Below are 12,151 nucleotides of genomic sequence, written 5' to 3'. Positions count from 1 at the left end.
GCTCACGACACGCGAAGCCCGAGCCCGGCCAGCAGATCCGCGGCCTGCGCCTTGGAGATGGTCGCGCCCCGGAAGCGGCCGGCATCTGCCAGCTTCAGCCCGCCGAGATCAGCCCCCCGCAGATCCGCGCCCTCGAAGCGCGCCCGCGCCACATGGGCATCGCGCAGGCTGCAGTTGGTGAGCACCGCTTCGCGGAAATCGGCTTCCGAGAGGTCCGCATCCTGAAAATCGAGGCCGTCGAGATCCTGCCGGCGGAACGAGAGACCGCGCAACTGGGCGGCGATCAGCAGGCAGCGGACGAAGACGAGGCCGAGGGCGGAGGCGGCCGAAACCTGGATGCCGGTCAGCTTGCAGTCCGAGAAATGCGTGGAGGCGAGCTTGGTGCGGCGGAAAACGGCGTTGTTGAAATCGCTGTTCCGGAAGGTGGCTTCGCTCAGGTCGCAGGCGGAGAAATCGACGCCCGCGCCGCGGCAGCGCTCGAAGATGCAGCCGGATAGATCCAGCGCGCTGAGATCGAGGCCGTGCAGCGCCCAGCCGGAAAAGGTGAGCGGCCCCTCCGCACGGGCGAGGGCCGCCTCGATGGTGTCGCGATCCGCACGGCCGTCCGGAGCCGGAACGACCGGCGGATCCTCCGTCATGTCAGCGCGGCGCGCGCTTGGCGAGAATGCGCTGGAGCGTGCGGCGGTGCATGGAGAGGCGGCGGGCCGTCTCCGAGACGTTGCGACCGCAGAGCTCGTACACGCGCTGGATATGCTCCCAGCGGACGCGGTCGGCGGACATGGGGTTTTCCGGTGGGATCGGCTTGTGGTCGCCATTGGCGATGAGGGCCGCCATCACGTCGTCCGCATCGGCGGGCTTCGCCAGATAGTCCACGGCGCCCATCTTCACGGCGGTGACGGCGGTGGCGATGTTGCCATAGCCGGTCAGCACGATGGCGCGGGCATGGGGGCGCTGGCGCTTCAGCGCCTCGATCACGTCGAGGCCGGTGCCGTCTCCGAGCCGCATGTCCACCACCGCATAAGCGGGGGCGGCATGTTCCACCTGCGCGAGCCCGTCGGCCACGCTCTCCGCCGTGCTCACCGCGAAGCCGCGGGTTTCCATGGCGCGGGCGAGCCGCTGGAGGAACGGCTTGTCATCGTCCACGATCAGGACGGACCGATCCTCGACGGTCTCGGGAAGCTGCAGTTCGGACATCGCAACAATCCTCTCGCCTTCACCCTGCCGGGCGGGCTTGTGGGGCTGGTGGTTCTAGACCCCTTTTGTGACCTCAGGAGACATCGTGCGTTGATTTGACGCAAGATCTGTCTCGCTCTCTTCAAGATCGAGCGCGCTGCGCGGCCAGATGATGCGCACCGTGGCACCATGCTCGGGCGCGGCGCGGTTTTCCACCTTCAGATTGGCGCCGGAACGCTCCAGAAGCGTCTTGGCGATGAAGAAGCCGAGGCCGAGCCCGCTCTCGCCCGTTGCGTCCTCCGGCGTGCGGGCGCGGCTCGTCACATAAGGCAGTCCGATGCGGTCGCTGACCTCCGGAGCGAAGCCCGGGCCGTCGTCCCGCACCACCAGTTCCATGTGGGTGGGCGTCCAGCGGCCGGTGATGTCCACGCGATGCGCCGCGAAGTCCACGGCATTCTCTACGAGGTTGCCGATCCCATAGATCAGGCCGGGATTGCGGGCGAGCACCGGCTCTCCGGCGGGGTCCTCGGGCAGCGAGATGGCGATCTCGATGCCGAAGTCGCGGTGCGGCTCCACCACCTCCTCAATGAGCAGGCGCAGGGGCATGCGGTCGAAGGGGGCATCGCCGGAGCCCAGCGAGGTGAGCTTCTGCAAAATGTCCCGGCAGCGTTTCACCTGGTCCCGCAGCAGCGCGATGTCCTCCGCGTGGGGATCGTTCTTGGGCACCGAATGTTCCAGCTCCTTCACCACCAGGGCGATGGTGGCGAGCGGCGTGCCGAGTTCGTGGGCGGCGGCGGCGGCGAGGCCATCGAGCTGGGAGAGGTGCTGCTCGCGGGCGAGCACCAGCTCGGTGGCGGCGAGCGCGTCGGCAAGTTCGCGCGCCTCTTCCGCCACCCGCCAGGAGTGGAGACCGATGAAGGCCACGGAGACGGTGAGCGCCACCCACAGGCCGGCGAGATAGAGATCAGGCAGCACCGGCGCCCCGACGCTGGCCCAGGGCAGGGGCCAGTGGAACAGGCCGACGGCACCGGCGCAGAAGACCACGAAGGCGCCGAGCGTCGCGGTGGTGCGCCACGACAGGGCGGTGGCCGAGATCATCACCGGAGCGAGATAGAGGAAGGCGAAGGGATTGGAGAGACCGCCCGTCAGATAGAGCAGGGCGGTGAGCTGGAGCACGTCGTAGGCAAGCAGCGGACCGGCCGTGAGGTCGGGCAGGCGCGTGGCGCCAGGATAGCGTGCGCGTAGCACGATGTTGAGCAGGACCGAGAGCGCCACCGGCGCCAGACACGCGGCCAATGGAACCGGAAAGGCCATCAGAAGGTAGACCACCAGAAGCGCCATCGTCTGACCCGCCACGGCGAGCCACCGCAGGCGAATCAGAGTGTCGAGCCGAAGTCCAAGTGACCGTGCGGGAGGGGTGAAAGGGGAGGCCATGACGGAGAGGTTCTCTGACGGACGCGCGGCCGACCAGCCCCGCACAAGGAAATTCTGATCCAATTATTCCAATAACAGGCTGCTCCTTTGGTCGTCATTGACGGAGCAGTTTGACACCGACAGTCTCGCGTGAATGGGGGGGAAACCGTTCGGGCCGGACATCAGGCACCGCAGGCTTTCCCCGCCGATACAAGCGGGACCAGCGCGCGATGCGGAACGGCCCTCGCAGGGAAACGTCTTCAGGAAGGTCCCATGGCCGCCATTGGTGAGTTCGTCGCGCCCGTCCGCGAAAGCGAAGAGGGCTTCTCCCTCCAGTCTTCACCGCTCTATTTCATGTATGAGCTGGGCTATGCGGCGCTGAACCCGTCGCGGGCCATGGCGGACGCCAGCCGCCTTCTGTTCAAGAACCCCATGAATCCCATGGCCCACACCACCATGGGCAAGTCCATGGCGGCGGCGATGGAGCTCTACGAGCGCACCACGCGCCGTTACGGCAAACCGGACTGGGGGCTGACCGAGACGACCGTCGATGGCGTCCGGGTGCCGGTTCACATCAATCCGGTGTGGGAGCGGCCCTTCTGCCGGCTGCTGCATTTCGAGCGCGCCTTCGAGCACCCGCCCCGCCGGCCGCAGCCGCGCCTCGTGGTGGTGGCGCCCATGTCCGGCCATTACGCCACACTGCTGCGCGGCACGGTGGAGGCATTCCTGCCGAGCCACGACGTCTATGTGACCGACTGGGCCGACGCCAAGACGGTGCCCCTGACCGAAGGCACCTTCGGCCTTGATGACTATGTGGACTACCTCATCTCCGTCTTCCATCGCCTCGGCGGAGACTGCCATGTGCTGGCCGTCTGCCAGCCGGCGGTGCCGGTGCTGATGGCGATCTCGCGCATGGAGGCGGAGGACGATCCCTACGTCCCCAAGTCCATGATCCTCATGGGCGGGCCCATCGACACCCGCGAGGCGCCCACCGCCGTCAACGCCCTCGCCAAGGACAAGGGCATCGATTTCTTCCGCCGCAACGTGATCTCGCAGGTGCCATGGCCCCATTCGGGCGCCATGCGGCATGTCTATCCGGGCTTCCTGCAGCTCACCGGTTTCATGAGCATGAACCTCGACCGGCACCTGAAGGCCCATGCGGACCTGTTCCGGCATCTGGTGGCGGGCGATGGCGACAGCGCCGAGAAGCACCGGGAATTCTATGACGAATATCTGGCCGTGATGGACCTCGACGCCCGCTTCTATCTGGAGACGGTGGAGAGCGTGTTCATCACCCACGCGCTTCCGACCGGACAGATGCTGCACCGCAGCATGCCTGTGCGGACCGAGGCCGTCCGCCGTTGCGCCCTGATGACGGTGGAAGGCGAGAAGGACGACATCTCCGGCGTCGGCCAGACGCGCGCTGCTCACAAGCTGTGCCCGCACCTGCCCGATGAGAAGCGCGCCCATTATCTCCAGCCGGGCGTTGGCCATTACGGCGTGTTCAACGGCTCGCGCTTCCGCTCCGAGATCCAGCCGCGCATCGCCGACTTCATCCTCACGCAGGAACATCAGCAGGCCAGCGGGCAGGGCAACGTCACGCCGTTTCCGCGCCAGAGCGGTATCTAGCGCGCCTCGGGGCATCGCTTGCGGCGGCGCCACCGCATTGCACTTGTGAGTGGCGGACGCCCGCGAAACGGATCAAGATCGCCTTGACCGTTCGGTCGTTCGATTCGGGCCGGCAGGCCCGGAGCCGATCTTCCGGCTCCGGATTTCCGGCGTCTCGGGCACTGGCGGTTCCGCCCCCAGCTTGCGCCCTGTCCCTTCGCCGATGCCGTCATCGGGGATGGGACGGGCTTCCGGATCGCCATGCTCTTCCGCCGTCAGGACAGGCAGTCCCCCCCGCCACCTCCGCGCCCCGCCCGGGGCGAATGGGTGGATCTCGCGCTTGAGGCCGAAACGCTCAAGGTGGAAATTCGCCGCCACCCGTCGGCCCAGCGTCTCACCTTGCGCGTGCGCGCGGCCTCGCGCGACGTGACCCTCACCGCGCCGCCCCACGTCTCCTATGCCTCGGCCGCTGCCTTCGTGCAGCGGCACCGGGAATGGGTGCGCGTGCGCCTCGGCCGCCTGCCGGAGAACGTGCCGTTTGTGGATGGCGCCCTCGTACCCGTGCGGGGCGTGGTCCATCGCATCGATCATCGGCCGGAGGCCCGCGGCACGGTCTGGATCGAGGACGGCGCGAACGGGCCGCTGCTCTGCGTGGCGGGCGAGGCGCCCTATGTGGCGCGTCGCGTGGGCGATTATCTGAAGCGGCAGGCGCGGACGGATTTCGCGGAGGCGGTGCGCCGCCATGCTGCGGCACTGAACGTGCAGGTGGGACGCATCACGCTGCGGGACACGGCAAGCCGCTGGGGCTCCTGCTCGTCCGACGGGTCGCTGTCCTTTTCGTGGCGGCTGATCCTCGCGCCCGGCTGGGTGCTCGATTATCTCGCCGCCCACGAGGTCTGCCACCGGCTGGAGATGAACCACAGCGCCCGCTTCTGGCGTCTGGTGGAGCGCATCTATCCCGAGCGGCGGGCGGCGGAGGCCTGGCTGCGCCAGAACGGCGCCGGCCTCCACCGCTATGGGGCCGAATAGGCCGCTCAGTCCTTCCGGCGGCCGAGGGCGTACTGACCCGGACCGGCGGCGAAATAGAACATCAGGCCGCCGATGATGGCGATGTTCTTGAAGAAGTTGTTCTGCTGCGCCATGCGCGCGGCGCTGTCCGTGATGTCCCAGAACTGATGGGACGTGAGGGCGGCGATGAGGGTGAAGCCGCCGACCACGAAGGCGGTGAGACGCGGCAGGACACCGATCACCAGAAGGATGGACCCGCCGATCTCGACGGTGGCCGCGGCGATCGCGAGCACGTCCGGCATGGGGAGGCCCTTGCCGGCCAGCATGCCGGCGAAACCGGCGAGGTTCATGGCCTTGCCGACACCGGCAGGCAGGAACAGGCTCGCCATGAGGATGCGGCCGACCAACAGGGCCAGATTGTCCAGGAACTTCATCAAGGGGCCTTTCAGCGGTGTACGGTCCTGCGGGGCGACCGTTTTGTTGCGGCGCAGCATGTGCAACGGTGTCCCGCTCCCGCGCAAGGGGACGGCGGACACAAATGGTTGACCGCCCGGCGTGTCAGGGCCGCTCGTTGCGCGACAGCAGCACCAGCAAATGCGAGGCAAAGGGCAGCGCCACCGACAGGCCGACGAAACGGAACAGATGGTGCGCGCTCATGAAGGCAGGATCATAGCCGAGCGCGAAGCCAAGTGCCGTCATGGTCTCGAGGGCGCCGGGGGCGAAGGCGGTCAGCATCTTGCCGGTGTCCTCGCCGGTCGCGAGGGCGGCGAGGATCGAGAATGCCGCGGAAATCACCATGGCCACAGCGAAGCCGCCCAGCGAGGCGATGATGTTCGCCTTGAGCGTGTCCATGCGCGTGCCGGCAAAGCGCACGCCCACGCTGGCACCCAGCACCACATAGGCCGGGATCATGAGGACGGCGGGAATGTGGGCGGTGCTGAGACCCGAGATGTGCAGCGCGGCGCTGGCCGCCATGGCGCCGAGCAGAAGGCCGCCCGGCACGTGCAGGCGGTCGAACAGCAGGCCGAGGATCGCGCTCGCCGCCAGCAGTTCCGCCAGCCCCACCATCGGCTCGGCCGCGACGGCGGCCGGTGGGGCCGCGGCATCAAGGCCGATGACATTGAGCAGGTTGGGCAGTCCCACCACCAGCAGGAACAGGCGCAGCCCCTGCGAGAAGGCGACCTTGCGCAGGTCGGCCGAGGTGCTTTCCGCCAGCGCCATCACCGCCGAGAGGGCGCCCGGCGTCGAGGCATAGAGGGCCGAAGCGAGGTCCCAGCCCGCCACGCGGCGGAAATAGAAGACGCAGGCCGCCACCACCGCGACCACGTTGAGCGCGAGAAAGCCCATGCTGAGCGGCCACGCCGAGGCCTGCGCCAGCGATTGCGGTGTCAGCGCTCCGCCCATCGAGGCGCCGAGCACCACATAAGTGAGGATGCGCAGCGGGGCCGGCACCACAGCGGGCCGGCCGGCCAGCACCCAGAGCGTGACGGCGACCAGAGCGCCGGACATCCAGGGAGCCGGCAGGTGCAGGGCCGCAAAGGCGCCGCCCCCCGCCGTCGCCAGCGCGAGCGTGACGAGCGTCGTCAGCCACAGGCGCTGGTCGAGCCGCGGGCGCCGCACCACCGGTTCAGACGTTGCGTTCGAGCCAGGAGACGAAGCGGGCGGTAGCTTCTCTCAGTTGTCCCTCGCCCCGCGCGTAGCACAGGCGCAGGAAGCGCTCGCCGCCGGGACCAAAGGCGGTGCCGGGTGCGAGGCCGATGTTGGCCTCGTCCACCAGCCGCAGGGCGAGGCGCCGCACGTCGTCCTGTCCGGGGATGGAGAGGAAGAGATAGAAGGCGCCGTGCGGCTTCACGAGATCGACCTTGCCGGTGGCGATCAGCGGGTCCGCCACCATGTCGCAGCCGGCACGGGCACGGGCAATCTGCTCGGCCACGAAGGGCTCGCCGTCATCGAGCGCCGCGATGGCGCCGCGCTGCATGAAGGGGGCGACGCCGGAGGTGAAGAACTGCACCAGGTTCTCGATCACCGGCCCCAGCACCGGCGGGGCCTCGATCCAGCCGATGCGCCAGCCGGTCATGGCCCAGTTCTTGGAGAAGGTCTGAACGAACAGGATGCGGTCGTCCGGTGCCATGATGTCATGGAAGGACGGCGCGCGGCCTTCGGGGCCGTAATAGAAGCGGCCGTATATCTCGTCAGCGACGATCCAGATGCCGCGGGCGCGGGCGAGGTCCAGCAGCGTCTGGAGCGCCTCGCGGCTGGCGACGAAGCCGGTGGGGTTCGCCGGGGTGTTGATGAAGATGGCGCGGGTGCGGGGGGTGATGGCGTCCGCGATGCGCTGGAAGTCCAGCGAGAAGCCGTCCGGCCCATAGGCGAACGGCACGCTCACGGGCTTCGCGCCACGTGTCAGGGCCGCCGCCGCCGCATTCGGCCAGGCGGGCGTGGGGATGATGATCTCGTCGCCCGGCGAGAGGGTGAGCGCGAAGGCGATGTTGATGGCCTGCATGCCCGAGCCGCAGACGAAATAGCGCTCCGGCGTCTCCGCCACCCCGTACTGGCGCGTCATGTAGCGGGCGATGGCCGCGCGCAGCTCCGGCACGCCCCGCTGCCAGGTGTAGAAGGTCTCGCCGCGATGCAGGGCGCCGGCGGCGGCCTCGCAGATGAAAGCGGGTGTGGGCAGGTCGCCCTCGCCAACCCACAGCGGGATCAGCCCCTCGCGGGTGCGCCCGTAGTTCATCAGCTCGACGATGCCGCTCGGGGGCAGGTTGGTGGCGTGGGCGCTGACGTCGGCCAGCAGGCGGTCTTCGGCGGATTCGGGCGCGGCGGCGCGGAGCGTGGCAGACGTCATGGGACTCATGGCAGGCAGGGCTGAAAGGTGCCGGGACCATAGCCCGCTTCGGCCTTCCCGACACATCAATTAGCGTGGTGCCGCCATCGCGGCCCGTGATGGGAATCCGCCTGCCGCGCAAAGTCCGATCCACGAAAAGGAGATGGAATTTGCGCCACCGCAAGAAGTCCTTGCGTGAGAAGCCTCTTGCGCAAGCGCTGGCTTGGCGTAATTGCAAGGATCGAGCGGCCAGACCGCATCCTTCCATCTGGTGATGTTTGCATGCCCTACAAGATCGATCAGGCGGCGCTTGATACGCTGTTCCTCAAGGCCCGTTCGCACAATGGCTGGACCTCCGAGCCGGTCACGGACGCCGAGCTCAAGGAGCTCTATGAGCTCTATATCTACGGCCCCACCTCCGCGAACACCCAGCCCGCGCGCCTTGTGTTCGTGAAGTCCGAAGAGGCCAAGGCCCGCCTGAAGCCGGCGCTGTCGGAGGGCAACCTCAAGGCTCTCGCCGCTCCGGTGATCGCCCTCATCGGCTATGACCTCGAGTTCTACGAGAAGATCCCGCAGCTCTTCCCGCATAATCCCGGCTTCAAGGATCTGTTCACCAACAATCCGGGCATGGTCGAGCCGCACGCCTTCCGCAATTCCTCGCTCCAGGGCGCCTATTTCATCCTCGCCGCCCGCGCGGTGGGCCTCGATGTCGGCCCCATGTCCGGCTTCAACGCCGCCAAGGTAGATGAGGAATTCTTCGCCGGCACCAAGATCAAGACCAACTTCATCGCCGCCATCGGCCATGGCGATGCGTCCAAGGTGTTCGACCGCCTCCCGCGCCTGCCCTTCGAGGACGGCGCGAAGATCGTCTGATCCGTCAGCCCGCCGCGCCGCGGGTGCGGCGGGCTTTTACGCCGGCCTGCCGTCCATGCCGGGAATGGCGGCGATCTCCGCCGCCAGAAAGTCGATCAGCAGCCGCACCCGCGTGATGGTTTCCCGTCCCGGCACGATGAGCAGGCTCAGGGGCATCGACGGCGCCTCATAGTCCGGCAGCAGCTGCTCCAGCCGCCCCTCGGCCAGCAGGTCGTGGACGAGCCAGATATGGGTCAGCGCGAGCCCGCGTCCCGCCATCAGGGCCTCCCGCACCGCCAATCCATGGTCCACCCGGAAGCGGCCGCCGAACGGCACCAGATGCCGCTCCCCATCCGGTCCCCGAAGGGAGAGCATGTCGCTGCCGGAGACGATGGTCATCCGCACGCCCTCGTGGTCCGCTATATCCTGCGGCGTCTGCGGCCGGCCATAAGCGGCGAGATACGCCGGCGCCGCCGCCAGCACCCGGCGGCTGTGACCCAGCGAGCGCAGCTTGAGGGAACTGTCGGTCAGAGGCGCGAGGCGCAGGGCGAGGTCCACCCCCTCCTGCACCAGATCCACCCGCTCGTCGCTGAGGCTGAGATCAACCTCGATCTCCGGATAGCGGTCCTGGAAGGCGAACATCAGCCGGCACAGATGCAGCACGCCGAAGGCTGCCGAGCAGGATAGCCGCACCGTGCCCGCCGGGGACTGGCGGGTGTCGCGCAGCCCGTCGCCCGCCTGCTCCACCAGACGCAGGATCTGGAGGCAGTCCGCATAATAGCGCGCGCCTTCCTCGGTCAGGCTCACGCGGCGGGTGGTGCGGTTGAGCAGGACGACGCCCACCGCCCCCTCCAGATCGCGCACATGGCGGGTGACGCTGGACTGGCCGATGCCGAGTTCGCGCGCCACAGCCGACAGGCTGCCACGCTCGGCAACCCGCACGAAGGTGCGCATCCGCTCCAGGGTGACGTCCGATTTATCCATCTAGTGGCATAAGCATATGCATTATGCCGTTATAGTGGCAAAGCTCATGCTCGGCTAACCCTTGGGCGACGGCCAATTCCGGGCCACGACCCAAGTGGAACAAGCCATGAATGTCCTGTTTGTTTTCGCCCATCCCGAGCGGCGTTCGCTCAACGGGGCGCTCCTCGACGTGGCCATCGAAACGCTGGAGGCCGCCGGGCACACGGTGCAGGTGTCCGACCTCTATGCGCTGGGCTGGAAGGCGCAGGCCGATCGAGCCGACTTCCCCGGTCTCGATCCCGACGCGCCGCTCAATGTCGCCGCCGCCTCCGGCGCGGCCTTCGCCGCCGGAACCCTTACCGCCGATGTGCAGGCGGAACACGAGAAGCTGCGCTGGGCCGATACGGTCATTCTCCAGTTCCCGCTCTGGTGGTTCACCATGCCGGCGATCCTGAAGGGCTGGGTGGATCGCGTGTATGCCTATGGTTTCGCCTATGGCGTGGGCGAGCACAGCAGCACCCGCTGGGGCGACCGCTATGGCGAGGGCAGCATGGCCGGAAAGCGCGCCATGCTCATCGTCACCACCGGCGGCTGGCAGGAACATTATTCCGGGCGCGGCATCAACGGGCCGATCGAGGACGTGCTGTTCCCCATCAACCACGGCATTCTCTACTACCCCGGCTTCGACGTGCTGCCGCCCTACGTCGCCCATCGCACCAACCGGCTCGACGCGGCGGGCTTCGAGGCCCTGGCGTCGCAGTTGCGGGAGCGGATGCGCACGCTCGATACGACGGCGCCCATTCCCTATCGTCGCCAGAACGGGGGCGACTATCTCATTCCCAGCATGGAGCTGCGCCCCGATCTGGAGCCCGGCGCGACGGGCTTCGGCGTCCATCGGGAGAAGGCCGGCGGCTGAACGCGCTCCGCCGCCGGCTCTCGCCATCGGCTCGGAATACTGAGGTCAGTCCTGGCCGGGATCGGCGGTGAAGCCGGCGGCCGCGATGCCGGCGAGCGCGCAGGCCTCGTCATTGTCCGAGGTGTCGCCGGACACGCCCACCACGCCGATGATGGCGCCGGCGGCATTGCGGATCAGCACGCCGCCCGGCACCGGGACGAGGTCGCCGCCCACCGCCGAGGTGGCGGCGGCGATGAAGAAGGGCTGGTCCTTGGCGCGGCGGAACAGCGAGCGCGAGCCGACGCCCAGCGCCAGCGCGCCCTTCGCCTTGCCGAGCGCGATCTCGCCCCGCTTGAGGCTGGTGCCGTCCTGCGCGCCATAGGCCTTGAGCGCGCCGCGGGCGTCGAGCACGGCGATGGCGAGCGGGCTCAGGGAGAGCGCGCCGGCCTTTTCCAGCGCGGCGGAAAGGATGATCTGAGCCTTGGCGAGGGTGAGTTCGGACATCTTGCCTCCGGAAGTCTTGCGGGCGAACCGGGACCCGGCTCCCTGATCGCCATGTAGCCCATCGCCGCGCATCGCGCGATGGCGGGGACTGCCGCACAGGCCGCTTGGCGTTCCGGTGACATGCTGCCACTTTCTGGCAGCCCGTCCCGCTATGGCTTCTCCATGTCCCGCACCGAGCGCCTCTTCGACCTTCTCCACGTCCTGCGCCGGCATCGCCGGCCGGTGAGCGGGCAGGCGTTGGCGGCCGAGATCGGGGTGAGCATCCGCACCCTCTATCGCGACATCGCCAGCCTTCAGGCGCAAGGCGCCGACATCGTGGGCGAGCCGGGTGTCGGCTATGTCCTGAAGCCCGGCTTCACGCTGCCGCCCCTGATGTTTCCGGTGGAGGAGATCGAGGCGCTGGTGCTGGGTTCGCGCTGGGTGGCGGGGCGCGGCGACGACCGGCTGCGGGATGCGGCGGTGAGCGCGCTTGCCCGGCTCAGCGCGGTGCTGCCCCCGGACCTGCGGGCGGAACTCGAGTCCTCCAGCCTCCACGTGGCGCCCACCGCGCCCATTCCCGGCGATACGGTGGACCCGGCCCTGCTGCGCAAGGCCATCCGCATCGAGCGCAAGCTGCACATCCTCTATCGCGACGGCGAGGGCGCGGCCACGGAGCGGGTGGTCTGGCCCTTCGGCCTCACCTTCTTCGACCATGTGCGGCTGATGATGGCGTGGTGCGAACTGCGCGACGGCTTCCGCCATTTCCGCACCGACCGCATCGCCGAGGCCCGCCTCATGGAGATGCGCTATCCCCGCCGCCGGCAGGCGCTCATGAAGGCGTGGCGGGAGACCGAGCTGAAGCCGGTGGAGGGATGCCGGCCTGCTGCCGGAATTTGACAGCAGCCCGGCTTAAGCACGACATGACCGAAGCG

Annotated in this window: 13 protein-coding genes; 5 read left to right on the top strand and 8 right to left on the bottom strand. The window is 68.3% G+C overall.

Annotated features, from left to right (window positions below):
• Nucleotides 1-2: 2 nt before the first annotated feature.
• The 3 genes from DFO45_RS19685 to DFO45_RS19675 are packed head-to-tail and all read right to left on the bottom strand — an operon-like array spanning nucleotide 3 to nucleotide 2,607.
• A complete protein-coding gene (locus DFO45_RS19685; protein WP_133866184.1) occupies nucleotides 3-638 on the bottom strand; it encodes a pentapeptide repeat-containing protein in 636 nt (211 codons plus the stop codon).
• Nucleotide 639: 1 nt separating this feature from the next.
• A complete protein-coding gene (locus DFO45_RS19680) occupies nucleotides 640-1,194 on the bottom strand; it encodes an ActR/PrrA/RegA family redox response regulator transcription factor (RefSeq protein WP_012173212.1) in 555 nt (184 codons plus the stop codon).
• Between the two features lie 54 nt (nucleotides 1,195-1,248).
• Nucleotides 1,249-2,607 carry an ActS/PrrB/RegB family redox-sensitive histidine kinase gene (locus DFO45_RS19675; RefSeq protein WP_133866183.1) on the bottom strand — a complete coding sequence of 453 codons (1,359 nt, stop codon included), beginning with the start codon at nucleotides 2,605-2,607 and terminating at the stop codon, nucleotides 1,249-1,251.
• 333 nt (nucleotides 2,608-2,940) lie between these two features.
• On the opposite strand from DFO45_RS19675, the gene phaZ reads away from it, so the two are divergent.
• Nucleotides 2,941-4,215, top strand: coding sequence for a polyhydroxyalkanoate depolymerase (phaZ, locus tag DFO45_RS19670; RefSeq protein ID WP_244421891.1), 1,275 nt, complete (start codon nucleotides 2,941-2,943; stop codon nucleotides 4,213-4,215).
• Between the two features lie 306 nt (nucleotides 4,216-4,521).
• The gene (locus DFO45_RS19665) at nucleotides 4,522-5,223 is read left to right on the top strand and encodes a SprT family zinc-dependent metalloprotease (protein ID WP_245518184.1); all 702 of its coding nucleotides are present in this window, start codon (nucleotides 4,522-4,524) and stop codon (nucleotides 5,221-5,223) included.
• Nucleotides 5,224-5,228: 5 nt separating this feature from the next.
• On the opposite strand, the gene DFO45_RS19660 is transcribed toward DFO45_RS19665, so the two are convergent.
• The 3 genes from DFO45_RS19660 to DFO45_RS19650 all read right to left on the bottom strand — a co-directional run bounded on the left by DFO45_RS19660 (nucleotide 5,229) and on the right by DFO45_RS19650 (nucleotide 8,047).
• Entirely contained in the window at nucleotides 5,229-5,696 is a 468-nt protein-coding gene (locus tag DFO45_RS19660) for a DoxX family protein (protein ID WP_245518183.1), read from the bottom strand.
• Nucleotides 5,697-5,760: 64 nt separating this feature from the next.
• The gene (locus tag DFO45_RS19655) at nucleotides 5,761-6,822 is read right to left on the bottom strand and encodes an AbrB family transcriptional regulator (RefSeq protein ID WP_166657191.1); all 1,062 of its coding nucleotides are present in this window, start codon (nucleotides 6,820-6,822) and stop codon (nucleotides 5,761-5,763) included.
• 7 nt (nucleotides 6,823-6,829) lie between these two features.
• Nucleotides 6,830-8,047 (bottom strand): pyridoxal phosphate-dependent aminotransferase, encoded by a 1,218-nt coding sequence (locus tag DFO45_RS19650; RefSeq protein WP_133866180.1) that lies wholly within the window; start codon nucleotides 8,045-8,047, stop codon nucleotides 6,830-6,832.
• Nucleotides 8,048-8,308: 261 nt separating this feature from the next.
• On the opposite strand from DFO45_RS19650, the gene DFO45_RS19645 reads away from it, so the two are divergent.
• Nucleotides 8,309-8,899, top strand: coding sequence for a malonic semialdehyde reductase (locus DFO45_RS19645; protein WP_012173205.1), 591 nt, complete (start codon nucleotides 8,309-8,311; stop codon nucleotides 8,897-8,899).
• A gap of 36 nt (nucleotides 8,900-8,935) precedes the next feature.
• Here the strand turns inward: DFO45_RS19645 and DFO45_RS19640 are convergent, their stop codons facing one another.
• Nucleotides 8,936-9,862 (bottom strand): LysR family transcriptional regulator, encoded by a 927-nt coding sequence (locus DFO45_RS19640; protein ID WP_133866179.1) that lies wholly within the window; start codon nucleotides 9,860-9,862, stop codon nucleotides 8,936-8,938.
• Nucleotides 9,863-9,968: 106 nt separating this feature from the next.
• On the opposite strand from DFO45_RS19640, the gene DFO45_RS19635 reads away from it, so the two are divergent.
• Entirely contained in the window at nucleotides 9,969-10,757 is a 789-nt protein-coding gene (locus tag DFO45_RS19635; protein WP_133866178.1) for an NAD(P)H-dependent oxidoreductase, read from the top strand.
• 45 nt (nucleotides 10,758-10,802) lie between these two features.
• Here the strand turns inward: DFO45_RS19635 and DFO45_RS19630 are convergent, their stop codons facing one another.
• Nucleotides 10,803-11,240: a heme-binding protein gene (locus tag DFO45_RS19630; RefSeq protein ID WP_133866177.1), complete on the bottom strand. Its 438-nt coding sequence runs from the start codon at nucleotides 11,238-11,240 to the stop codon at nucleotides 10,803-10,805.
• A gap of 162 nt (nucleotides 11,241-11,402) precedes the next feature.
• Between DFO45_RS19630 and DFO45_RS19625 the strand changes: the two genes are divergently transcribed.
• Nucleotides 11,403-12,116: a YafY family protein gene (locus tag DFO45_RS19625; protein ID WP_133866246.1), complete on the top strand. Its 714-nt coding sequence runs from the start codon at nucleotides 11,403-11,405 to the stop codon at nucleotides 12,114-12,116.
• Nucleotides 12,117-12,151: the final 35 nt, after the last annotated feature.

This window comes from Azorhizobium sp. AG788 (assembly GCF_004364705.1).
In the GTDB taxonomy this organism is placed as follows: domain Bacteria; phylum Pseudomonadota; class Alphaproteobacteria; order Rhizobiales; family Xanthobacteraceae; genus Azorhizobium; species Azorhizobium caulinodans.
Note: the sequence above shows the minus strand (reverse complement) of the source record. Positions and strands in the feature narration are given on the sequence as shown.

Bases quoted from the DNA above. Each gene is read 5' to 3' on its own strand.
- DFO45_RS19685 (WP_133866184.1), bottom strand. From the start codon at position 638: ATGACGGAGGATCCGCCGGTCGTTCCGGCTCCGGACGGCCGTGCGGAT.
- DFO45_RS19680 (WP_012173212.1), bottom strand. From the start codon at position 1,194: ATGTCCGAACTGCAGCTTCCCGAGACCGTCGAGGATCGGTCCGTCCTG.
- DFO45_RS19675 (WP_133866183.1), bottom strand. From the start codon at position 2,607: ATGGCCTCCCCTTTCACCCCTCCCGCACGGTCACTTGGACTTCGGCTC.
- phaZ (WP_244421891.1), top strand. From the start codon at position 2,941: ATGTATGAGCTGGGCTATGCGGCGCTGAACCCGTCGCGGGCCATGGCG.
- DFO45_RS19660 (WP_245518183.1), bottom strand. From the start codon at position 5,696: ATGCTGCGCCGCAACAAAACGGTCGCCCCGCAGGACCGTACACCGCTG.
- DFO45_RS19650 (WP_133866180.1), bottom strand. From the start codon at position 8,047: ATGACGTCTGCCACGCTCCGCGCCGCCGCGCCCGAATCCGCCGAAGAC.
- DFO45_RS19645 (WP_012173205.1), top strand. From the start codon at position 8,309: ATGCCCTACAAGATCGATCAGGCGGCGCTTGATACGCTGTTCCTCAAG.
- DFO45_RS19640 (WP_133866179.1), bottom strand. From the start codon at position 9,862: ATGGATAAATCGGACGTCACCCTGGAGCGGATGCGCACCTTCGTGCGG.
- DFO45_RS19635 (WP_133866178.1), top strand. From the start codon at position 9,969: ATGAATGTCCTGTTTGTTTTCGCCCATCCCGAGCGGCGTTCGCTCAAC.
- DFO45_RS19630 (WP_133866177.1), bottom strand. From the start codon at position 11,240: ATGTCCGAACTCACCCTCGCCAAGGCTCAGATCATCCTTTCCGCCGCG.
- DFO45_RS19625 (WP_133866246.1), top strand. From the start codon at position 11,403: ATGTCCCGCACCGAGCGCCTCTTCGACCTTCTCCACGTCCTGCGCCGG.